This is a genomic window from Streptomyces sp. NBC_00568 (assembly GCF_026341855.1).
Lineage (GTDB): Bacteria > Actinomycetota > Actinomycetes > Streptomycetales > Streptomycetaceae > Streptomyces.
In genome coordinates this window covers 3628056-3650423 of the sequence record NZ_JAPENW010000001.1, presented here as the reverse complement: position 1 = coordinate 3650423, position 22368 = coordinate 3628056, and the positions used below count along the sequence as shown (strand labels likewise).

Here is a 22368-nt window from a genome sequence, read left to right as displayed (position 1 = left end):
CGAGATGAACGAGTCCCTGCTGTCCCCCGTCCTCGACGACGACGGCGCGCCCTTCTGGCAGTACGCGGCCCGGGGCGAACTCCGCGTCCAGTCCTGCGCCGACTGCGACGAGCTCCGCTTCCCGCCCCGGCCCTGCTGCCCGCACTGCCACTCCTTCGCGAGCGAGTGGCGAAGGATGAGCGGGCGGGGCCGGATCTGGTCGTACGTCGTCCCGCATCCGCCGCTTCTGCCCGCCTACGCGGAGCTCGCCGGGTACAACGCGATCGTCGTGGAACTGGCGGACGCCCCCCGGATCCGGCTGGTCGGGAACCTGGTGAGCGGACCGGACGAGCCCCTCAACTCGGTCCCGCCGGAACGGATCCGGATCGGCGCACGGGTCCAGGCGGTGTTCACCGAGGTGAACGGCATGACCGTTCCGCGCTGGGTCCTGGAGCGGGCGTGAGCGGGGACGGGGCGGGCAAGAACGCGGGAGGGGCGGGGGCGGACCCGGTGAGCACCGGTGGTGCGGGAGCCGGCACGAGCAGGGCGGGCAGCGGCCTCGGCGGGGAAGGCGCCGGCGCCGGGAACGCACCGGGCCAGGCTGACGCCGGGGATGGCGGGCTCAAGGTGGCCGTCGACAAGGACACCGGTGTCGCCGTCCTGACGCTCGACCGGCCCGGCAGGCTCAACGCCATCGATCTCGGCTTGGTGGCCGAACTGGTCGCCGCCTGGCGAGAGTTCCGGTTCGACGACACCGTACGGGCGATCGTCGTCACCGGCGCCGGGACGCGGGCCTTCTGCACCGGCATCGACCGGAGCGTCGACGTGCCGCAGCCCAACTCCCCGTACATGGTGGACGATCCGCTCGCCGTGATCGGGCCGAAGGCGAACGGCCTGTGGAAGCCGGTGATCGCCGCCGTGAACGGGATGGCGTGCGGCGGCGCCTTCTACCTGCTCGGCGAGGCGGAGTTCGTGGTCGCCGACGAGGAGGCCGCCTTCTTCGACCCGCACACCACGTACGGGATGGTCAGCGCGTACGAGTCCGTCTACCTCGCCCAGCGCATGCCGTTCGGGGAGGTGGCCCGGATGGCACTGATGGGCACCGCCGAACGGATCTCCGCCCGGCGCGCGTACGAGGTCGGCCTGGTCTCCGAACTCACGCCTCCGGGAGGGGCGTCGGCGGCCGCCGTGGCGTGCGCGACCGTCATCGCGTCCTATCCGGCGGACGCCGTCCAGGGCACCGTACGGGCGCTCTGGCAGGCGCAGGAGGCCACCCGAGCGGCAGCCCTCGCGCACGCCCCGCAGCTCGTCTCCCTCGGCAACCTGCCGGGCGAACGGCAGGCGGAGCTGTTCTCCGCACGGCGCCCGGGCGGTTTCCGGACGCGGTGAGCCCCGCGGAAGGTCACCGGTCGGCAGTGGCCCGGGGATCGACCTTGCAGTGATCGATCCGGTCCACGGCCCCCGTGCTGGCAGCGGCCATCCGGACGGTCGCCTTGCCCTTCGCGGGCACCGACACCTGGCTGCTGGAGTCGGCCATGGTGAAGGCGGTCGCGTCCTTGTAGCCGACCTTCACGGTGAAGAGGACCTCGCGCCCGTTCGGATTCCTGACCTCGACGGTCGTGTACGGGTCCTCCTCGCTCGCGCAGTGCACGAGCACCGCCGTCCCGTCCTTCAGGGCCCGGGCGGTGCCGGAGGAGGACGCCGTGGGGGTGGAACGGTGGGTGGGCCGCGAACGGTACGTACCGCCGCCGCTGCCACCGGTGCTCGTCCCGGAGCCGTACGCGTCGCCGGACGAGCCACCGTACGGGTCGCCGCTGGACGAACCGCTGCCGTACGAGCCACCGCCGCCCGACGTGGACGACGACGAACTGTCGTGGTCCTGGCGGGAGCTGCTGCAACCCCCGCCGCCGCTGCCATGGTTGCGGCCCCCGTGGCGGCCTGTCGAGAACCCGGTCAGAGCCAGTACCACCATCGCCGACACCGCTGTGAATCTGAGTGTGCGCCCCCGCATGTACATGCCGTCACCCTACCCAGGGCGGTCGCAGCCACTCCGGTGAGGGACGCACCCGGCGAGGGGCCTCACGTGGTGCGGGCCGTCCCGGTCCCCTTCTCCGCGTCCAGCGCGTACACACAGCGGTCCTTGCTGCACGCGTACACGACGCCGTCCTTGACCACGGGGGCGCCGGTGATCTCGCCCCCGGTCGCCAGCTTCCAGCGCAGCCGGCCGTCGTCGGCCTTCAGGGTGTACAGCAGGTGGTCCGTCGAGCCGAAGTGGATGCGGCCCTCGGCCACCGCCGGGGCGCCGACGAGGTCGCCCCCGGCCTGGAAGCGCCACTTCGGGGTGCCGGTGACGGCGTCCAGTGTGTACAGGCCCTTGCCGCTGCCCACGTGGACGTGGCCCGCGGCGACGAGGACCGGCTCGGTGGAGGAGCGGGACTCGGTGGCGATCCGCCAGCGGTCGCGGCCGTCGGTCGCGTCGAGGGCGTACACCGTGCCGAGGTAGTCGGCCAGGTAGACGCCACCGCCCGTCACCGCCGGGCCCGGAGCGAAAGTGGGCGGGCAGAGGAAGACGGCCGGGGCCTCGAAGTGCCAGCGGACGTGACCGCTCGCCACGTCGACGGCGAGGACCCGGGTGCCGGCGGAGACATAGGCGTAGCCGTCGGGCGCGTACGTGATGCGGACCGGTACGCCGCCGCAGGAGGCCGCGTCACCGATCGGGTACGACCACCGCTCCTCACCCGTACGGGCCTCCAGCGCGCGCAGCCGCGCGTCCTTCCAGACGAACACCGTGCCGTCGTGGAGCGCCGGACCGGCCTCCGGGGACTCGAAGTCCGTCTGGCCGCCGCTGATCTCCCAGAGCTTCTGGCCGTTCGAGGCCTCCCAGGCCTGGATGCCGCCCCCGCGGGTGCCGGTGACGACCGTTCCGCGGTCGGCCTGCAGTGAGTAGACCCAGGCGTCCGTGGACAGGCGCCAGAGATCCGCGCCCTCCCTGGCCTCGAGCGCGAACAGCGTCGGCCCGTCGGACGCGTGGATACGGCCGTCCGCCACCGCCATCGACCAGGCCACGTCACGGGTCTTGAATCGGCGGCGGCCGGTCGCGACGTCGAGGGCGTGGACCTCGAAGGAGGTGACGTAGACGAGGTCGTCGGCGACGGAGGGAGTGCCCCAGACGTCGTTCGACATACGGAAGCGCCAGGGGCGCCAGCCGGAGGGCGAGTCGGGCGCGGGGGGCGCGACCGTGGGCGCGGGTGCCGGGTCGGCGCCGTTCACGCCGATGCGCGGCCGGGACCAGGACGCCGCGAGCCCGGCTTCCGGGGGCGGCGCCTTCACGGCGGCCGCGCGGGCGTCCGCGACGCGCGGGCCGGGACCGATGGGCACCTTGGCGCCCGCGAGGCGCACCGGGCCGGTGTCGGGCGCCCCCACGGGCACCGGGGCGTGCGAGGGAGGCGGCGGCACGACCGCGCGCCCCCCGCCACTGCGTCCGCTTCCCGCGGCCGGCTGCTTCACCGGCGGACGGCCCCCGCGGCGCGTCTCGATCAGGCCCACCGCCCGCTCGGGCAGCCACGCCGACGCCGTACCGCTGTCGTCGGAGCCGGAGCCGAAGAGATGGGGTGCGAGCTGGGCCTGGAGGTCGGCGGGGTTGGGGCGGGCCGTGGCGTCCATCTGCATGCAGGACTCGATGAGCGGGCGCAGCTCATCGGGGAGGCCTTCGAGGTCCGGGCCCTCGCGGAGCAGCATGAAGACCGTCTCGACCGGGTTGGCACCGTGGAAGGGGGCGTGTCCGGTCGCCGCGAAGACGAGCATCGAGCCGAGCGAGAAGACGTCGCTCGCACCGGTCACGCTGCGCGAGTCCTTCGCCTGCTCGGGCGACATGTAGGCGGGTGTACCGACGGCGACATTGGTCATGGTCAGACGGGTGTTCGAGACGCCGGACGCGATACCGAAGTCGATCACGCGCGGCCCGTCCTCGACCACCAGGACGTTCGACGGCTTCAGGTCGCGGTGGACGAGTCCCGCGCCGTGGATCGACTGGAGCGCCTCCGCGACGCCCGCCGCGAGCCAGCGCACCGCCTGGGCCGGGAGCGGCCCGCACTCGTTCACTATTTCCTCGAGCGAGGGCGCGGGCACGTAGGCGGTGGCCAGCCACGGCACCGCGGCACGGGCGTCGGCGTCGACCACCGCCGCCGTGTAGAAGCCGGACACGGCGCGGGCCGCCTCGACCTCGCGCGAGAAGCGGACCCGGAACAGCTGGTCCTCGGCGAGCTCCGTCCTGACCGTCTTGATCGCCACGCGTCGGCCGGAAGCCGAGCGCGCGAGATAGACCAGCCCCATGCCGCCGGCACCCAGCCGTCCCAGCACCTCGAACGGCCCGATCCGCCGCGGATCGTGCTGCGTCAGCTGATCCACCACTTGCCTGCCACCTCCCCGTACGGGTCACGTCATCCACGTATGAACGCGGCCCAGTGCAGCGTCTCACCACCGCACCGCCATGGCGGCACGCACCCCGATTCTTCCTGGCCGAGCCACAGGTTGCGAACCCGGGGGCGGATCGGGGTGTCTCACGACAAAACAACCGCCCGCGCAGGAGTACGGCCGCCGGGGCGCGACGGTTCAAGGCCGAAATGCGCTCCTCACCCCAGAAGTACCCCGCCCGGCACCCCGGAAGTGCCGTCCCTCACGTCGAAATACCGCGCCCCTCGCCGCAGAAGCGTTCCGCCCGCAGAGCTGAGGCATGTTCAACTTTGCACCACCGTCACCGCTGAAGCGGCGTCACGGCTGGTCGGGGGCCCTTCATCTTTCAAGTACCGCGAACGACGCGCCCTGGTTGTCCGTGACGACGGCCACCCGCCCGTACGACGTGTCGAAGGGTGTCACCTGAACCCGGCCGCCCAGCCGGTTCACCGTCCCGAGTGCCTCCTCGCAGTCCTCGACCCCGAAGTGGACGACGAAGTGGGGTGGCATCTCGGCCGGAAAGACGCCCGAGACGGGAACACGGCCGAAGTCGGGGGTCGCGTCGGGCCCGAACAGCGCGTCACGGAAGAGTGCGCCGTAGAAGCGGTCGACGGTCGCGGTGTCGCGCGCGTACAGCTCGGCCCAGCAGAAGGTGCGCCGCTCGTGACGCCTGCCGAAGCCGGGATGGGTGCCGGGCTGCCACAGGCCGAAGACGGCGCCCTCCGGGTCGGTGGCGAGGGCCTCCCTGCCCAGCTCGCCCGAGGCGCCGACCTCCGCGGGGGCGGTGATGATCCGGCCGCCCGCCTCGGTGATCCGCCGGGCGAGCGCCACGGCGTCCGGCGTCGCGAAGTACACGGTCCACACCGTCGGCATCCGGCCGTCCCGCTTGGGCGTGAGCCCGGCCACCGGCTCGCCGTCCAGCTCGGCCCAGCCCGACAGGCCGGACTCCTCGGGGAACGTCCAGCCGAACAGCTCGCCGTAGAAGCGCTTGCCCGCCTCCACGTCGGGGAGCTGTGCGTCGACCCAGCAGGGCACACCCTCGGAGAACCCGGCGACAACGGCTGATTCGGCCATGCGGCCAAGCTAACGGCCCTTTCCGCATCCCGCAGAGCAGGCGCAGCCGCTCCGGTGACGCTCCGCCGCTGCTCAAGGCCCCTGCGCGCGGCATCGGGCCCGGCGGTGAACCCCGCGCCGAACCCCCTTTGAACCCCCGCGATGTACGGCCGCACCCCATTTGCAGTCGGCCGAATCGCGCTCCGATCACCCCTCGGTAAGCTGACGGCATGACAGGACAAGTGCGTACCGTCGACGGCCGCGTGGCCGGACGACGTGGGCAGGCGACCCGGCAGAAGCTGCTCGACTGCCTCAGCGAGATGCTCAGCTCCTCGCCCTACCGGGATGTCAAAGTCATTGACGTCGCCCGGAAGGCAGGCACTTCACCGGCGACCTTCTACCAGTACTTCCCGGACGTCGAAGGCGCCGTCCTGGAGATTGCCGAGCAAATGGCTGCCGAGGGCGCCGGGTTGACCCAGTTGCTCGAAGGGCGGTCCTGGGTCGGCAAGGCCGGCTGGCAGACCGCGCAGGAACTCGTCGACGGCTTCCTGGAGTTCTGGCGCAGGAACGACGCGATCCTCCGAGTCGTCGACCTCGGTGCCGCCGAGGGCGACAAGCGGTTCTACAAGATCCGCATGAAGATCCTGAACTCGGTGAACAACTCCCTTACGGACTCGGTCACCGACCTCCAGGCCAAGGGCAAGGTCGACAAGGACGTGAACCCGGCCGCGATGGCCGGTTCCCTCGTCGCCATGCTCGCGGCGGTCGCCTCGCATCAGAAGGGCTTCCAGACGTGGGGCGTCAAGCAGGCTGAACTCAAGCCGAACCTCGCGCTGTTGGTGTATCTGGGCGTGACCGGGAAGAAGCCGACGAAGTAGATTCCCGCTCCTCATCGCCCCAGTTCCTGTCATGCGGGCGGCAGTTCATCCCGGAGGAACATTCCGGTGGGCTGCCGCCCGCTGCGCTGTACGGGCGGGGAGCCGGCCGATGGGCGGGGAGCCGACCGTCGCCGTGCGCGAAGGCTCCCGGCCGGGCGGCCGGTTCGGCCGGACCGGGTGCCGGGTTCGTTCAACCGGACCGGGCGGAGGGTTCGTTCAGCCGGACCGTTCCTCACCTTCCGCGGTGCCCGCGGGCACAGGTCGGCGCACGATCCTGAAGAGCCGTATCTCCCGGTCCACCCGGGCCTGATAGGTGGCGTACGGCGGCCAGAACGCGAGCACCGTCTTCCACGCGGCGGCCCGTTCCTCACCCGTGAGGAGCCGGGCGGTCACGGGGATGTCCTCGCCCTTCCAGTTGATGACGGCGTCGGGACCGGCGAGCAGGTTCGCGGTCCAGGCGGGATGGTCCGTACGGCCGAAGTTGGAGCCGATGAGGAGCCAGCCGGCCCCCGCGGCGGCACCCGACGCGTCGCTCTCCGGCATGCAGGCCAGTGGGGTACGGCGCTCCAGACCGCTCTTGGCGCCCCGCACGGTCAGGACGACCCCCGGCAGCATCTGGGCGCTGAGCAGCACCTTGCCGCGCGTCAGCCGGTGCACGGCACGGTCGAGAGCCGGAATGAGGTGGGGGGCCACCCTGGCGAAGGTCCGGGTCGAGGAGACCCGCTGCACCAGCCGCACACCGGGAATCCGCCTCGCCCCGGTCCCCGTGCCCGCCCTCCCCTCAGCACCGCTTCCCGAGCCGGTCCCCGGACGCGAACCCCTGGCCGCCGCCATCAGACCGTCACCTCCCCGCCGTCGAAGAGACGCGCGGCGTCGGCGGCGTGCGCGCGCAGCCGGTGCACGGGGCCGAAGAGCAGTTCGTCGCCGGACGCGCGCTTGAAGGAGAGATGGGCGTCGTGCTCCCAGGTGAAGCCGATGCCGCCGTGCAACTGGATGCCCTCGGAGGCGGCGGTGCGCAGCGACTCCAGCGCCTGGGCGAGCGCGAGTCCGCCCACCCGCTCGCCGCCCGTCCCGGCGGCCCACGCCGCGTAGTACGCCGCCGAGCGTGCCGACCGCACGCCCACGTACACATCCGCGAGCCGGTGCTTGACCGCCTGGAAGGAGCCGATCGCCCGCCCGAACTGCTCACGCCGGCGCACGTATTCGACGGTGCGTTCCAGCGTGCGGTCGGCGGCGCCCACGGCCTCGACGGCGAGCACGGCGGCGGCGGTGTCCCCGACGGCGGCCAGCGCGGCGGGCACGTCGGCCTGTTCGTCGCCCAGCAACTCGGCTTCGACATCGCGCAGTTCGAGCCGGGCCTGCGGCCGTGTCCCGTCCAAGGACGTCTGCCTCGCGCGCACGAGCCCCTCGGCACCGGCCCTCACCAGGAACAGCAGCGTCCGCGACCGCGCGAACCCTCCGGTGTGCGCGGCCACCACCAGCAGCCCGGCGCTGTGCCCGTCGAGCACCTGCGCCGCCTGCCCGTAGAGCCGCCACACGCCGTCCGCCCGGCGCGCCTGCACACCCCCGGCGCGACCGCCGCCGGCCCAGTCGCCACGGTTGTCACCGACCAGCCCGAGGGCGGTGGCCAGGCCCGCGCCCGGTACCGCGAGGGCGGCGGTGAGCGCACCCGAGGCCAGCCGCGGCAACAGGGCGAGGCGCTGGTCCTCGGTACCGAGGGCCAGGATCAGCGGGGCGGCGAGAACAGCGGTGGCCAGCAGCGGCGAGGGGGCGAGGGCGCGGCCCGACTCCTCGCAGGCGAGGGCGAGTTCGGTCACCGAGCAGCCGACACCGCCGTATGCCTCGGGGAGGGCGAGTCCGGGCAGCCCGAGCTGCCGCGCGAGGGCTTCCCAGAGCGCCGGGTCATAGCCGGCGGGGGTCCCCTCGGCGGCCCTCAGCTCCTCCGGGCCGCACCGTTTGACCAGCAACTCCCGCAGCGTGCGGCGTATCTCCTCCTGCTCCGCGGTGAGATGGACATCCATGGGCGGGCTCCTCCCTCGTCGGGCAGCGGGACAGCTGGACGGCGGACATCCCAGATCTGACGGGCCGTCATGTTAGGGCGGAGGGTTCCAGATGCACAGGGGTGCGACCACCTCCCGGTGGGACAGTTATCTGATGTACCGTCAGATTCATGACGCATGCCACCCCGGGCCACAGCCGTCGCAAGGTCGCCGTCGTCGGTATATCCCTGTCCGACTGCGGCCGCGTGGACGAGGCGACCCCGTACGCGCTGCACGCCCAGGCCGCGCGCCGCGCGCTGGCCGACTCCGGCCTGGACCGCTCGGTGATCGACGGTTTCGCGTCGGCGGGCCTCGGCACCCTCGCTCCCGCCGAAGTGGCCGAATACCTGGGGCTGCGCCCCACATGGGTCGACTCGACCTCGGTCGGAGGGTCCACCTGGGAGGTCATGGCGGCCCACGCGGCCGACGCGATCGCGGCGGGCCACGCCGAGGCCGTCCTGCTCGTCTACGGCTCCACGGCCCGCGCCGACATCAGGGCGGGCCGCCGCACCGGCAACCTGTCGTTCGGCGCCCGGGGCCCGCTCCAGTTCGAGGTCCCCTACGGCCACACCCTCATCGCCAAGTACGCGATGGCCGCGCGCCGCCATATGCACACCTACGGCACCACGCTCGAACAGCTCGCCTCGGTCGCCGTCCAGGCCCGCGCGAACGCCGCCCGCAACCCGGAGGCGATGTTCCGCGACCCGGTGACCGTCGACGAGGTCCTGGCGGGGCCGATGATCGCGGACCCCTTCACCAAGCTGCACTGCTGCATCCGCTCCGACGGCGGCGCGGCGGTGCTGCTGGCGGCCGAGGAGTACGTACGCGACTGCCGTACGGCCCCGGTGTGGGTGCTCGGCACCGGCGAGCACGTCTCCCACACCACCATGTCCGAGTGGGCGGACTTCACCGTCTCCCCGGCGGCGGTGAGCGGCCGGCTCGCCTTCGAGCGGGCCGGGATCCGCCCGGACGAGATCGACTTCGCAGAGATCTACGACGCCTTCACCTACATGACCCTGGTGACCCTGGAGGACCTCGGCTTCTGTCCCAAGGGCGAGGGCGGATCCTTCGTGGACGCCGCGAAGGGGCGGCTGCTGGTGGGCGGGGAACTGCCCGTGAACACCGACGGGGGCGGGCTGTCGGCCCAACACCCGGGAATGCGCGGCCTGTTCCTGCTGGTGGAGGCCGTACGACAGTTGCGCGGCGAGCTGCCGGAGGAACGCCAGGTGCGCCGCCCCGACGGCACGCCGCCCCAGCTGGCGGTGGCCTCCGGGACGGGAGGCTGGTTCTGTTCCTCGGGGACGGTGGTGCTGGGGCGGGGATGAGCGGCCCGGGGAGGCCCGGCACCTGTCCCGCGCTCACCTGGTCGGCACGGGCGGCGCGGCGGTGCCGACCCGCCCCGAGTGATACTCGGTGGCATGGAACCGGATCTTCATGAGCTGCTGAGATCGCTGCGGGTGTGGGACACGGAGCTGCCCGGCTTCGCGCCGGAAGAGGCACCGGCGGACCCGCTGGCCCTGTTCACCAGGTGGTTCGCGGAGGCGGTGGCGGCCGGGCAGACCGAGCCCCACACGATGTCGCTGGCGACGGCGGACGAGGACGGACTGCCGGACGTCCGGATCGTGATGCTGCACGGCGCGGACGCGGACGGGTGGGCCTTCGCCAGCCATGCCACCAGCCGCAAGGGACGGCAGCTCGCCGCCCGTCCGTACGCGGCGCTCGACTTCTACTGGCCCGCCCAGGGACGCCAGATCCGGCTCCGCGGCCCCGTCACCGTCGCGCCGCCCGAGGAGAGCCAGGCGGACCTGCACGCCCGGTCCACGGGGGCGCTGGCCGCCGCGCTCGTGGGCCGCCAGAGCGAAGTCCTGCCCTCGCGCGCGGAGTTGGACCGGGCGTCGGAAGCCGCCTGGGAACGGGCCGAGAGCTCCCCGGACTCCCCCGCCCCCACCTGGACCCTCTACCGCCTGCGCCCGGACGAGGTGGAGTTCTTCCAGGGGGACACCCGCCGACGCCACGCACGGCTCGTCTACCGCCGCACGGACACCGGCTGGACCACAGAGCTGCTGTGGCCGTGACACCGACACCCACGCCGAACACGGGCACGCCGGTCCCGCGCATCGCCCTGCGCGTCACCCGGCGGGCCGACCTGCCCGCGGCCGTACGCCACGTCGTCCATCACGTCGTGCGCGCGACGTCGTACGTGAAGTCGTACGTCGCGAAATCCGAGACGGGCCGGTAGCCGATGCGCTGGTAGAGACCGTTGCTGGTCGGGTTGGCGAGGTCGGTGAAGAGGAGCACGTCCTGGAGGCCGGCGGCGACCGCGGCGCGGCTCACTTCGGCGGTGACGGCACCCGCGTAACCACGGCCGCGCAGGTGGGCCGGAGTGTAGACGGGGCCCACGCGCACCTGCCCGGCGATCGGGGCCGATCCGCCCGCCATGGCGACGGGAGCGCCGTCGGGGTCCTCCCAGACGGTGAGCCCTCCGTAGGAGATCCGGTCGTCGGCCCAGGCTCCGGCGTCGCGGTACCCTCCCTCGCCGATGGCCTCGGCGAACTCCGTGTACCAGCGGGCGAGCAGCTCACGGTCGGCCTCGCCCGCGACCCTGGCCCGGCCGGGCGGCGCCGGCTCGGGCACCGTCAGGTCGCCGAGCCGGTACAGCCGCTCCCCCCGCAGCAGCACCGGCGTCGCTCCGGCCCGCCGCCGCCAGGCCTCGGCGAAGGCCGCGGCGGTGTCCGTGTCGGCGGAGACACCGGGGACCTCGATCTCCGCGTGCACGAGCAGCGCGGCGAGCGTGTCCGCGTCCCGCTCGTCCAGAGAGGTGAGGTTCAGCCGGTACGGCGGCGTACGGAAGAGGGCCGCCGTGACCGCCCCGTCCCGCTCCAGCGCTCCGAAGACCGGCGCGGCCCCGCCGACCCCACGCGGCCCCCGTCTCCGCAGCGCGTCCGTCACGGTCAGCGCGACGGTGTGCTGCGCGGGTCGCGACCGGAGAAAGTCCCCGGCCCGGCCGAGAAACGCGTCGAGGTCATGGGTGAGCTGCCAGTCGTACGCCACGGAGGTCATGCCCGATGATCCCGTGGGGCCACGGCGCCCTGCCTCCGATTTTCGGGGGCACGCGCCCCACCTCCCCGAGTGGGCGGCACCGGCTCACCCCCACCGTGCGGGCACGGGCTCACCGTGCGGGCACCGGCTCACCCTCACCGTGCGGGCTCGGGTTCCGGAGCGATCCCCCGCCGTCGCGCAGCGGGCTCCCGAGCCTCACCACGTCGGCACGGACTCCCGGCCCTCACCCCGGCGGCGTGGGTTCCGGATCCGTGGCCAGCCGGCCGTGCAGGTGTACGTCGCGGAACGCGTCGTGGCGGCCCGCCTCGAACATCGCGCCGCGCAGCGTCCCCTCGGGCCGGAATCCGCAGCGTTCGGCGACGCGGCACGACACTTCGTGGCCCACGGCGTGGCCGAGGTCGAGGCGGTGCAGGGCGAGGTCGATGAAGGCGTAGCGGGCCGCGAGGGTGAGGGCCCGGGTGGCGACCTGGCGGCCGCGGGCCTCCGGGAGGACCCAGTAGCCGACGCGTGCGCAGCTCATGACGTGGTCGATCTCATTGACGCCGATGTGGCCCAGTGTCTCGCCGGTCTCCGCGTCGGTGACGCAGAAGGAGACCCCGGTGCCGTTCGTCGCGGCGGCGACGCGCGACCGGAGTGACTCACGGGCGGTGTCGATGTCCCGGACGAACCTGAGCGGGGTGTTCCAGCGCTGGAACTCGGGGTCGGCCAGCCCCCGCAGATACGCCGAGACGTCGGCGTCGGACTCCAGGTCCCAGGGACGCAGCCGCAGACCGAGGCCCGTCAGCTCGGGGAAGGGATGGACGGCGAATTGCTCATGGACGTCGGACATCCAGCCATTCAAACCCCTCCCGGCCCACGGGTCACTCCCTGAGCGGACCGGGGCTCCCGGAAGACCCCCGGAGCAGCCCCGCCTCCGGCACCGGAGAGGGTCGGCCTCCGCCGCTTGACGCCGGCCGGAACACGGGGACCCCGGCACGGAACGCGACCTCCAGGCTCATCCCGATCCGCAGTGCCGCCTCCTCGCACCCGACCACCTCGGTCATCATCCGGGGACCCTCCGTCAGGTCGACGACGGCGGCGACGTACGGCACGCGCCCGCCGAACGGCGGCAGGTCGTTGCGGTGCACGACGGACCAGGTGTAGAGCGTGGCGCGGCCGCTCGCGGCCCGCCAGCTCACGTCCTCGCTCCAGCAGTGCGGGCAGAATTCCCGGGGGTAGTGATGAGGCCGGCCGCAGGCCGCGCAGTGCCGGATCAGCAGCCGTCCCTCGGCCGCCGCGTCCCAGTACGGCCGGGTGAAGGCGTCCACCTCGGGCACGTCGAACCCACCGCCGGAACCCCCCGCGCCCGCGGACCGCGCCGCTCCGGACACCCCTGCGGAACCCGCCGCGCCCGGCACCCCCGCAGAGCCCGCCGCTCCGGACACCCCCGCGGAACCCGCCGCGCCCGGCACCCCCGCGGAACCCGCCGCACCGGCCTGACCTGGTGCTCCCGGCGCTCCCCCGGAGCCCGGTTCACTCGCCGGGCCCACCGCACCCCCGCGCCCCGAGGCCCCGGTCACCGGAAGAGCCCCAGCGCGTTGTCCAGCGACCACGTCTGCCAGGACATCCCGAACAGCCCGACGGCCGAGACGAGCGCCATCATCGCGTTCTGCCCCTGCTCCGCCCAGTCGTGGATCATGAGCGTGAAGTAGAGGACATTGAGGAGCAGCCCTCCGATCAGGGCGACGGGCGTCAGCAGTCCGGCCACCAGCCCAAGGCCGAGGGCCAGCTCCGCGTACACGACGACGTACGCCATCGTCCGCGGGCGCGGGGCGACGACGGTGTCGAAACCGGACCGCACGGCGTTCCACCGGTGCTTGGCCGCGACCTCCGACGCCCACGCGATCCCGGTCCCCCGCTCGAACCAGCCCTGCTTGTCCTTGTGCCGCCAGCTCTCCAGCCACCACAGCCCGAGCCCGATACGGAGCACGGCCAGCCATTCCGCCCCGCCGAGCCAGATCGTGTCCATGGCCGAACCTCCCGCAGCGCGCCGGATCTGACGGAACGTCAGTTTCGATGCACCGGGGCGCGGGCGCAAGAGGCCGGTATCCCCGGGCGAGGAGTACGCACCCCCGGCGGCCGGCACGCCACCGATCCCACGCCCGTTCCCGCCCTCCCCAAGGAGGCGCTCGGAGCCGATCCCGCGCTCCCGCGAAGGGCGCGCGCCCCGGCGCCCACCTGCGGCAACACCCCACTTTTCGCACACCCCGACCACGCCCGAGTGATCTACGCCACCAGTCGCACGCACTCCTCCCACAGCCGTGACCAGTTCGCAACCGATTCCGGTCTTGACCGAGACCTATCAACCAAAGTCGTGATTACGCTCGCGCTCATGGCCGACTCGACTGCTTCCACGACCTCCCGCACGGTGCCGTCCCACGAGGACCGTCCCGTGTACGTGATCGGAGGCGGCCCCGGAGGGCTCGCGGCGGCGTACGCGCTGCGCGCCCGGGGTGTACGGGCTGTCGTGCTCGAGAAGTCGGACCAGGTCGGCGCGTCCTGGCGGCGCCACTACGACCGGCTGCACCTGCACACCACCCGGCGGCTGTCCGCGCTGCCGGGGCTGCCGATGCCCCGCTCGTTCGGGCGGTGGGTGTCGCGCGACGACGTGGTGCGCTATCTGGAGAAGTACGCCGAGCACCATGAGCTGGAGATCGTCACGGGCGTCGAGGTCTCGCGCGTCGAGCCCGCCCCGGGCGGCGACGGCTGGCTGCTGCACGCCACCGGCGGCCGCGAGCTCACCGGCAGCGCGGTGGTCGTGGCGACCGGCTACAACCACACCCCGCGCATCCCCGACTGGCCCGGCCGCGACGGCTACACCGGCGTGCTGCTGCACGCCGGCGAGTACCGCAACCCCGCCCCCTACGAGGGCCGTGACGTCCTCGTCGTCGGCGTCGGCAACACGGGCGCCGAGATCGCCGTGGACCTGATCGAGGGCGGCGCCTCGCGCGTCAGGCTGTCCGTGCGCACCGCGCCGCACATCGTGCGCCGCTCGACGGCAGGCTGGGCCGCGCAGTTCACGGGCATTCTCGTACGACGGCTGCCGGTGCGCCTGGTGGACGGGCTGGCCGGGCCGATGGCGCGGCTGAGCGTGCCCGACCTGGCGGCGCAGGGTCTGCCCCGCCCCGCCACCGGCCTCTACTCCCGCGTCAAAGAGGGCTCCATCCCCGTCCAGGACGTCGGCCTCATCGACGCCGTCCGCAAGGGGAAGGTCGAGATCGTGGCCGCGGTGGAGAGCTTCGAGGACGGCAAGGCCGTGCTCGCCGACGGAAGCCGGATCGGCCCGGACGTCGTGATCGCCGCGACGGGATACGCGCGCGCCCTGGAAGACGTCGTCGGACACCTCGACGTGCTCGACGGCCGCGGCCGTCCGGTCGTGCACGGCGGACGCACCCCGAAGAACGCGCCCGGCCTGTACTTCACCGGCTTCACCAACCCCATCAGCGGCATGTTCCGCGAGCTCGCCCTCGACGCCGTGAAGATCGCGAAGGCGGTCGCCCGACACACCTCCAAGACCCGGGCCAAGACCCCCGCGACCCCCTGACGCACCCCGACAGACGGACGCGGCACCCACCCACTGGCGACACACCTCGGCAGACGGACGCGGCACCCACCCACTGGCGACACACCTCGACAGACGGACGCGGCACCCACCAGCTGGCGCCACACCCCGACGGACGGGCTCGGCATCCATCACCTGGCGACGCACCCCGGCGGATGGGCGCGTCCCGCCTGTCCCGCGTCGGACACCGGCGGACAGGTCGCCCCCGACCGCCCGCCCCCGGGTGACCGTCGGCCCCCGGGGTGACCGGCGCCCGTTGCCGTCGGCCGTCGGCCGCTCGCCGACGGGTTCCCCCGCCGCGCGGGGCGGGTACGTACCGGGTGCCCGCCGCGCGCCCTCGCGCACCGGGCGTTCCACGCACCCGCACTCCCCCTTCGCAGCCTTTGCCTGCACAACGGTTCCTGACACGGCGTCAGTTAGTTAATCTGACACTGCGTCAGTTAACAGTTGGCTGTCACACAGGAGCGGGCGGACCGATGCTTGGATCAACCCACGGCACCCTCACCACCGACTCCCGCCGGGCCCGGGTCATCGCCTGCGGCGAGCAACCTTCGCCGGTCGTGCACGGACGGCCGGCCGAGATCGACGACCTGGACGTCAGCGGTCGCCCGCTGTACGCCGACGCACCCGACCTGGACCGCTTCTTCCGTCCCGAGTCCGTGGCCGTGATCGGCGCCTCGGACACCGAGGGACGGCCGAACACCGGGATCACCCGGCAGCTGATCGGCTGGGCCGAGCGGGTCGGCGCCCGGCTGCACCCGGTGCACCCCACCCGCCGGACCGTCTTCGGCCTGCCGTGCCTCCCTTCCGTCGCGGACCTGCCGGAGCAGGTGGATCTGGCCGTGCTCCTCGTCGGCGACCCCCTTCCGGTGATCGAGGAACTGGCCGAGGCCAAGGTGAAGTTCGCCGTCGCCTTCGCCTCAGGGTTCGCGGAGACCGGGGCCGAGGGCGCCGCCGCGCAGACCCGGCTCGCCGCCGCCGTGCGCCGCTCCGGTCTGCGGCTGCTCGGACCCAACACCAACCTCAACGCCTTCGAGGACTTCCGCGACGACCTCGACGGCCCCGCGATCGCCCTCATCACCCAGTCCGGTCACCAGGGGCGGCCGGTGTTCGCGATGCAGCAACTGGGCGTCCGCCTCTCCCACTGGGCGCCCACGGGCAACGAGGCCGACCTGGAGACCGCCGACTTCATCTCCTACTTCTCCGAGCGGCCCGAGGTCGGCGCCATCGCCTGCTACGTCGAGGGGCTCAAGGACGGCCGCTCCTTTCTGCTGGCCGCCGACCGCGCCGCCCGGCGCGGGGTGCCCGTCGTCGCGGTCAAGGTCGGCCGCACCGAGACCGGCGCCCGCACCGCCGCATCGCACACCGGCAAGCTGACCGGCGCCGACACCGTGGTGGACGCGGCGATGCGGCAGTACGGCGTGATCCGCGTCGACGGACTCGACGAACTCCAGGACACCGCAGCCCTGTTGGCGCGGGCCCGCGCACCGCAGGCCGAAGGGGTCGTCGTCTATTCGATCTCGGGCGGTACGGGCGCGCACTTCGCGGACCTGGCGAGCGAGGCGGGGCTGAGTCTGCCGGTCCTCTCCGACGCCAAACAGGCCGAGCTGCACACGTGGATACCCGACTACCTGAACGTCGCGAACCCGGTCGACAACGGGGGCCACCCGGTCGGCGACTGGCGTGGGCGGAAGATCATCGACGCGATCCTCGCCGACCCCGCCGTCGGCGTGCTGATCTGCCCGATCACCGGACCCTTCCCGCCGATGAGCGACAAGCTGGCGCAGGACCTGGTGGACGCGGCGGAACAGACGGACAAGCTGGTGTGCGTGGTGTGGGGATCGCCGGTCGGCACGGAGGCGGCCTACCGCGAGACCCTGCTCGGATCGTCCCGGGTCGCCACCTTCCGTACGTTCGCCAACTGCATCACCGCCGTCCGCGCCCACCTCGGCCACGCGCGGTTCACCGCCGCCTACCGCTCGCCCTTCGACGAGGCCCCGCGCACCCCGTCGCCCTCCTTCCGCAAGGCCCAGGCCCTGATGCGCCCGGGCCAGCAGCTGAGCGAGCACGCGGCCAAGCAGCTGCTGCGCGCGTACGGGATCCGCGTACCGCGCGAGCAGTTGGTGACCAGCGCGGCGGCGGCCGTGCGGGCGGCGAGCCAGGTCGGCTACCCGGTGGTCATGAAGGCCTCCGGCGCGCAGATCGCCCACAAGACCGAACTCGGCCTGGTCAAGATCGGGTTGACCTCCGCCAGCCAGGTCCGCGACGCCTACCGCGAGCTCACCGACATCGCCCGCTACGAAGGCATCTCCCTCGACGGCGTCCTCGTGTGCCAGATGGTCGAACGGGGCGTCGAGATGGTCGTCGGCGTCACGCACGACCCGCTCTTCGGGCCGACGGTGACCGTCGGGCTCGGCGGGGTCCTCGTCGAGGTGCTGCGCGACGCCGCCGTACGCGTGCCGCCGTTCGGTGAGGACCAGGCGCGGGCCATGCTGTCCGAGCTGCGGGGGCGGGCGCTCCTCGACGGGGTGCGCGGAGGTCCGCCGGTGGACGTGGACGCGCTGGTCGAGGTCGTCATCCGGGTGCAGCGCATGGCGCTCGAACTCGGCGACGACATCGCGGAGCTGGACATCAATCCGCTGATGGTGCTGCCGCGCGGGCAGGGAGCCGTGGCCCTGGACGCGCTGGTGCTGTGCCGCTGAGCGGGCGCCGACACGCCCCCGCGCGTCGGCACGGCCCCGCGCACCGGCCGGCCGGTGCGCGCCTGCCGGGTCACGCCCACCGCGCGCCAGGCCCGCCCCCGACCACCGTACGAAACGGAGCACCCTCATGACCGACTCCCCCCGTGCGCCCCGCGAAGCTCCCGAAACCCCAGGGGTCAGAAGCCGCGCATCTCACGAATCAACCGAAAAGTCCCTCGACTCATTGATACGTCACGCCACTGACAACGCCGTCTCGTGGATCACCCTCGACCGGCCCGAGGCGATGAACGCCCTCACCTGGGACCAGCGGGAACGCGTGATCGCGCTGCTCGCGGCGGCGTCCGCCGACCCCGGCGTGCGGGCCGTGGTGATCACGGCGACCGGCCGCGGGTTCTGCGCGGGCGCGGATCTTCGGGGCGGTCCGCCCGCCGGGGAGCGGGTGCCCGGCGATGTCGCCCGGACCGTCCGGCTGGGCGCGCAGCGCCTGATCGCCGCCGTCCTCGACTGCGAGAAGCCGGTGATCGCGGCCGTCAACGGCACGGCGGCGGGGATCGGCGCGCATCTCGCCTTCGCGTGCGACCTCGTCCTCGCGGCCGAACCGGCCAGGTTCATCGAGGTGTTCGTGCGCCGGGGACTCGTACCGGACGGCGGCGGGGCCTATCTGCTGCCCCGCCTCGTCGGTCCGCAGCGGGCCAAGGAGCTGATGTTCTTCGGCGACGCGCTGAGCGCCGCGGACGCGGAGCGGATCGGGCTCGTCAACAGGGTCGTACCGCCCGAGGCGTTGGAGAAGACGGCGCGCGAGTGGTCCGAGCGGCTCGCGGCCGGGCCGACCCGTGCTCTCGCCCTCACGAAACAGCTGGTCAACGCCTCCCTGGACGCCGACCGCGGCAGCGCTTTCGCGGCGGAGGCGGCGGCGCAGGAGATCAACATGACGACAGTGGACGCCAACGAGGGCGTGGCGAGCTTCGTGGAACGGCGGACCCCCCGCTACGAGGGCCACTGACCGGGCCCGGTTCCAGCGGGCGGAGCCCGGCCGGCCCTGGCGGGAGCAGGAACGGCCCGTTCGATCCGGCCGGCCCCGCCGGTCCTGCTGTTCAGTCCCGCCGGCCCCGCCGGTCCTACTGTTCAGCCCCGCCGGTCCCACTGTTCAGTCCGGCCAGTCCCGCCGGTCCTGTGTTCCGTCCCGTCCGGTCCAGTGCCGTTCAGTCCTGCTTCAGGATGCGCAGATCCCCCGCGTCGGGGTCGCCGAACAGCACGAACAGTTCCGGGTCGGCCACGGTGCCGCCTATGGTCCAGTACGTGTCGTGGCCGCAGTGCCCGACGCGGACGACGACGCCGTCCCGTTCCTCGGCGCCCCCGCCGGCGTACGGGTCGTAGCGGCCTCTGGTGTCGAGGAACCACTTGCCGGTGCCGTCGCAGCGCGTGAACTCCTTGGTGGCCACATCCCCGAACTCGGGCTGGGCGGGCACCGCCGTCAGCTCGGCCCGGCCGTCGGCGCGCAGCCGAAGCACGGCCCCGTGATCGCCGCGCCAGACTCCGGTGAGCCTGTCGGCGCCGAGCTTCGGGGGCTCGTACTCCTGGATGAGTCCGGTGACCAGGCCCACCGTGCCCGCCGCGACGACCAGTCCGCACGCCCCGAGGGCCGCGAGCGCCGAGCGGAACCAGACGCGGTGGCCGCTCGGCCGGTGTCCGGTGGCGCGTTCGCGCCGCCGCACGAGGGCGACACCCAGGGTCGGCGGGACACCGGACACGGCGATCAGCAGGGCCGTGGCACCAGTGGGCGCGAGGCCGCCGAGTACGACCGCGAGCGTGGCCCAGAGGGTGCCGAGCGCCAGCACGAAGCCCAGGTGCCAGGCGCTCTCGGGACCGGGTGCGCGCCGGGTCACCAGCCGGGCGAGCGTGGCCGTCGGCATCGTGTACGTCACCGTGTGCAGCAGTCCGAGGACGGCGAGCAGCGGCGGCCCGAAGACCAGCATGCACAGGAAGCCGACGCCGGCGGGTCCACCGCCCAGTCCCACGCCGTGGTCGTCGTCGTCGAACGTCCCGACCCACCAGACGGCGACCGCGACCGCGAACTGTGCCGCGCAGATCGCCGCGGCGAGACTCACCTCGAAGCCGGCCCAGGCCGACCGGGGGCGCGCTGGCCGCCCGGAATCTCCCCACCCCATGGGGCGAAAGATACGCGGGCGAATCACGAGCCTCTCCGAGGGGGCCCGCCATCAGCTCCGAGGGGCCCCCGCCACCCGCTCCGGCGGGCCTTGCCGGGGCCCCCGTACAGGTGGGGCCGATCAACGGGGCAACGGGGCCAGGTCCGGGGCGGCGTCGAGCGCGGCACCGCACAGGTTGCCGGTGGCGACGGCGCGACACCGCACAGGCTGCCGACGGCGACGGCGCGGCACCGCACAAGTTGCCGACGGCGACAGCGCGGCCCTGCCCGGGCCGGCCACGCCGACACCCTCCGAGTCGGCGGCGGTCCGGTACCGCGGCCCCCGACCTGTCGCGCCGCCGCCGTCCCGGTCTCGCGAACCCCTTCCCATCTGACACACCGTCAGCTTCAATGGTCGGTGTGATGGGACACGCAGGGATGGCCGCCGCCGCCGTCCGCTACCTCAGGTCGGCCGGGGCCCCCACCGTCGCGGGGCCCGTCGAGGCGCTGCCGCGCCCGGATCTGCGCGCGGTCGGCGACGACGAGCGGGCGCCGGTCGACCCGGCCGAATTCCGGCGGGTGCTGGGCCACTTCGCGACGGGCGTCACCGTGGTGACGGCACCGGCCGCCGGCGACGAGGACGGGGCGGGCCCGGCCGGCTTCGCCTGTCAGTCCTTCGCCTCCCTCTCGCTGGACCCCCCACTGATCTGCTTCATGGTCGGCCGTACGTCGACGACCTGGCCGCGCATCGCCCGGGCGGGCTCCTTCTGCGTCAACGTGCTCGGCGCCCACCAGGGCGACCTGTGCCGCGGCTTCGCGGTGAGCGGCGCGGACAAGTTCGCCGGGGTCGTCCACGACGCCGCTCCGGTCTCCGGCTCCCCCCGTCTCGCGGGCGCCGCGGCCTGGATCGACTGCACGATCCACGCGGTGCACACGGGCGGGGACCACCTGATCGTGGTGGGCCGGGTGGACGCGCTCGGCACGAGCGGCGACGGCGACGAGGACGTGCCGCCGCTGCTCTTCCACAAGGGCCGGTTCCTCACCTGACCCGGGCCGTCAGGCGGTCGCGGGCGACACCGTGACGGCCAGGGGGGCCGTCGGCCGGCGGCGCCGGATCACCAGCACCATCAGCGTGGCCGCCGCGCACAGGGCGCCCGAGGCGTACCAGACCATGTCGTACCTGCCGAAGTGGTCGCGGGCGACGCCGCCGAGGTAGGCGACGAGGGCGGCGCCGACCTGGTGGGAGGCGAGGACCCAACCGAAGACGATGGCACTGTCCTCCCCGTACTGCTCCCGGCACAGGGCCAGGGTCGGCGGCACGGTGGCGACCCAGTCGAGGCCGTAGAAGACGATGAACAGGATCATCGGCGGGTGCACGGTCGCGTGGAGGAGCATCGGGAGGAAGAGCAGCGAGATACCCCGCAGGGCGTAGTACACCGCCAGCAGGCGGCGCGGCTCGAAGCGGTCGGTGAACCAGCCCGAGGCGATCGTGCCGACCACGTCGAAGACACCGATGACCGCGAGGAGCGAGGCCGCCGCCGTGACGGGCATGTGGTGGTCGTGGGCCGCGGGCACGAAGTGCGTCTGGATCAGGCCGTTCGTCGAGGCGCCGCAGATCGCGAACGACCCGGCCAGCAGCCAGAAGGGGCCCGTGCGGACGGCGGAGAGCAGCACGGTCACCGCGCGCCGGGCGGCGCCCTTCACCGGCTCGGGCTTCGGCACGAACTCCGTCGCCCCGTACGGCTTCTGGCCCACGTCGGCCGGGTGGTCGCGCAGCAGCAGCCAGACGAAGGGGACGACCGCGAGGGCGGCGAGGGACACGGTCACCGCGGCCGGGCGCCAGCTGTGCTCCGTGACGATCCAGGAGAGCAGCGGCAGGAAGATCAGCTGGCCCGAGGCCGAGGCGGCCGTCAGGATGCCCGTCACCAGGCCCTTGCGCTCGGTGAACCAGCGGTTGGTGACCGTCGCCGCGAAGGCGAGCGCCATCGAACCGGAGCCGAGGCCCACGAGCAGGCCCCAGCAGAGCAGCAGCTGCCAGGCCGCCGTCATCCACACGGTCAGCCCCGAGCCGACCGCGATCACGGTCAGGGCGACCGCCACCACGCGCCGGATGCCGAACCGGTCCATGAGCGCCGCGGCGAACGGCGCCGTGAGCCCGTAGAGCGCGAGGTTGATGGAGACCGCCGCGCTGATCGTGCCGCGCGACCAGTGGAACTCCTGGTGGAGCGGGTCGATCAGCAGACCGGGCAGCGACCGGAAGGCGGCGGCGCCGATGATCGTCACGAAGGCGACGGCGGCGACGAACCAGGCACGGTGGATGCGGTGAGCGGCGGCGGGACGGGTGGGCCGGGAGTCCTCCGGGGCGGGAGCGGCTTCGCTTGTCTGGGTCACGTCACAGATCTTCGGGGAGGGCGGGCCTGGCGAACCACTGGCCTGAAGGACAGCATTCGCTAGGATC

Annotated in this window: 20 protein-coding genes; 9 read left to right on the top strand and 11 right to left on the bottom strand. The window is 73.2% G+C overall.

Annotation, left to right across the window (positions count from 1 at the left end; genetic code table 11):
• The first annotated feature begins 16 nt into the window (after positions 1–16).
• Positions 17–442, top strand: a complete 426-nt coding sequence (locus OOK38_RS15995; protein ID WP_266765733.1) for a Zn-ribbon domain-containing OB-fold protein — start codon at positions 17–19, stop codon at positions 440–442.
• A gap of 164 nt (positions 443–606) precedes the next feature.
• Entirely contained in the window at positions 607–1368 is a 762-nt protein-coding gene (locus OOK38_RS15990) for an enoyl-CoA hydratase/isomerase family protein (RefSeq protein ID WP_266765734.1), read from the top strand.
• Positions 1369–1381: 13 nt separating this feature from the next.
• Here the strand turns inward: OOK38_RS15990 and OOK38_RS15985 are convergent, their stop codons facing one another.
• The 3 genes from OOK38_RS15985 to OOK38_RS15975 form a co-directional block, all read right to left on the bottom strand.
• Positions 1382–1951 (bottom strand): hypothetical protein, encoded by a 570-nt coding sequence (locus OOK38_RS15985; protein WP_266759829.1) that lies wholly within the window; start codon positions 1949–1951, stop codon positions 1382–1384.
• Between the two features lie 107 nt (positions 1952–2058).
• Positions 2059–4389, bottom strand: a complete 2331-nt coding sequence (locus OOK38_RS15980) for a PQQ-binding-like beta-propeller repeat protein (RefSeq protein ID WP_266759830.1) — start codon at positions 4387–4389, stop codon at positions 2059–2061.
• A gap of 381 nt (positions 4390–4770) precedes the next feature.
• The gene (locus OOK38_RS15975; RefSeq protein ID WP_266759832.1) at positions 4771–5505 is read right to left on the bottom strand and encodes a VOC family protein; all 735 of its coding nucleotides are present in this window, start codon (positions 5503–5505) and stop codon (positions 4771–4773) included.
• Positions 5506–5726: 221 nt separating this feature from the next.
• Here OOK38_RS15975 and OOK38_RS15970 point away from each other — a divergent pair, with 221 nt between their 5' ends.
• Positions 5727–6362, top strand: a complete 636-nt coding sequence (locus tag OOK38_RS15970; protein WP_266765735.1) for a TetR family transcriptional regulator — start codon at positions 5727–5729, stop codon at positions 6360–6362.
• A gap of 216 nt (positions 6363–6578) precedes the next feature.
• Here OOK38_RS15970 and OOK38_RS15965 read toward each other — a convergent pair whose 3' ends face one another.
• Together OOK38_RS15965 and OOK38_RS15960 are read right to left on the bottom strand one after the other, a co-directional pair.
• Positions 6579–7109 (bottom strand): nitroreductase family deazaflavin-dependent oxidoreductase, encoded by a 531-nt coding sequence (locus OOK38_RS15965; RefSeq protein ID WP_266765736.1) that lies wholly within the window; start codon positions 7107–7109, stop codon positions 6579–6581.
• An 86-nt stretch (positions 7110–7195) separates the two neighbouring features.
• Positions 7196–8383: an acyl-CoA dehydrogenase family protein gene (locus OOK38_RS15960; RefSeq protein ID WP_266848533.1), complete on the bottom strand. Its 1188-nt coding sequence runs from the start codon at positions 8381–8383 to the stop codon at positions 7196–7198.
• Positions 8384–8532: 149 nt separating this feature from the next.
• Between OOK38_RS15960 and OOK38_RS15955 the strand changes: the two genes are divergently transcribed.
• Both OOK38_RS15955 and OOK38_RS15950 read left to right on the top strand, forming a co-directional pair.
• Entirely contained in the window at positions 8533–9726 is a 1194-nt protein-coding gene (locus tag OOK38_RS15955; RefSeq protein ID WP_266759836.1) for an acetyl-CoA acetyltransferase, read from the top strand.
• A 93-nt stretch (positions 9727–9819) separates the two neighbouring features.
• A complete protein-coding gene (locus OOK38_RS15950) occupies positions 9820–10476 on the top strand; it encodes a pyridoxal 5'-phosphate synthase (RefSeq protein ID WP_266759838.1) in 657 nt (218 codons plus the stop codon).
• A gap of 100 nt (positions 10477–10576) precedes the next feature.
• Here OOK38_RS15950 and OOK38_RS15945 read toward each other — a convergent pair whose 3' ends face one another.
• The 4 genes from OOK38_RS15945 to OOK38_RS15930 form a co-directional block, all read right to left on the bottom strand.
• Positions 10577–11461 carry a GNAT family N-acetyltransferase gene (locus OOK38_RS15945; RefSeq protein WP_266759840.1) on the bottom strand — a complete coding sequence of 295 codons (885 nt, stop codon included), beginning with the start codon at positions 11459–11461 and terminating at the stop codon, positions 10577–10579.
• Between the two features lie 223 nt (positions 11462–11684).
• Complete coding sequence (locus OOK38_RS15940; protein ID WP_266759842.1) at positions 11685–12290, bottom strand: GNAT family N-acetyltransferase; 606 nt, start codon at positions 12288–12290, stop codon at positions 11685–11687.
• Positions 12291–12321: 31 nt separating this feature from the next.
• The gene (locus OOK38_RS15935) at positions 12322–12831 is read right to left on the bottom strand and encodes a Zn-ribbon domain-containing OB-fold protein (protein ID WP_266759844.1); all 510 of its coding nucleotides are present in this window, start codon (positions 12829–12831) and stop codon (positions 12322–12324) included.
• A 185-nt stretch (positions 12832–13016) separates the two neighbouring features.
• Positions 13017–13469 carry a DoxX family protein gene (locus OOK38_RS15930; protein WP_266759846.1) on the bottom strand — a complete coding sequence of 151 codons (453 nt, stop codon included), beginning with the start codon at positions 13467–13469 and terminating at the stop codon, positions 13017–13019.
• A gap of 363 nt (positions 13470–13832) precedes the next feature.
• Between OOK38_RS15930 and OOK38_RS15925 the strand changes: the two genes are divergently transcribed.
• The 3 genes from OOK38_RS15925 (at position 13833) to OOK38_RS15915 (ending at position 18767) form a co-directional block, all read left to right on the top strand.
• Positions 13833–15044 (top strand): NAD(P)/FAD-dependent oxidoreductase, encoded by a 1212-nt coding sequence (locus OOK38_RS15925; RefSeq protein ID WP_266759848.1) that lies wholly within the window; start codon positions 13833–13835, stop codon positions 15042–15044.
• A 494-nt stretch (positions 15045–15538) separates the two neighbouring features.
• Positions 15539–17764, top strand: coding sequence for an acetate--CoA ligase family protein (locus tag OOK38_RS15920; RefSeq protein ID WP_266759849.1), 2226 nt, complete (start codon positions 15539–15541; stop codon positions 17762–17764).
• A 127-nt stretch (positions 17765–17891) separates the two neighbouring features.
• Positions 17892–18767 (top strand): enoyl-CoA hydratase/isomerase family protein, encoded by an 876-nt coding sequence (locus tag OOK38_RS15915; protein WP_266759851.1) that lies wholly within the window; start codon positions 17892–17894, stop codon positions 18765–18767.
• A 199-nt stretch (positions 18768–18966) separates the two neighbouring features.
• Here the strand turns inward: OOK38_RS15915 and OOK38_RS15910 are convergent, their stop codons facing one another.
• Entirely contained in the window at positions 18967–19932 is a 966-nt protein-coding gene (locus tag OOK38_RS15910) for a hypothetical protein (RefSeq protein ID WP_266759853.1), read from the bottom strand.
• 401 nt (positions 19933–20333) lie between these two features.
• Here OOK38_RS15910 and OOK38_RS15905 point away from each other — a divergent pair, with 401 nt between their 5' ends.
• On the top strand, positions 20334–20957 hold the full coding sequence (locus OOK38_RS15905; RefSeq protein WP_266759854.1) for a flavin reductase family protein: 624 nt from the start codon (positions 20334–20336) through the stop codon (positions 20955–20957).
• A gap of 9 nt (positions 20958–20966) precedes the next feature.
• On the opposite strand, the gene OOK38_RS15900 is transcribed toward OOK38_RS15905, so the two are convergent.
• Positions 20967–22301, bottom strand: coding sequence for an MFS transporter (locus OOK38_RS15900; protein WP_266759855.1), 1335 nt, complete (start codon positions 22299–22301; stop codon positions 20967–20969).
• Positions 22302–22368: the final 67 nt, after the last annotated feature.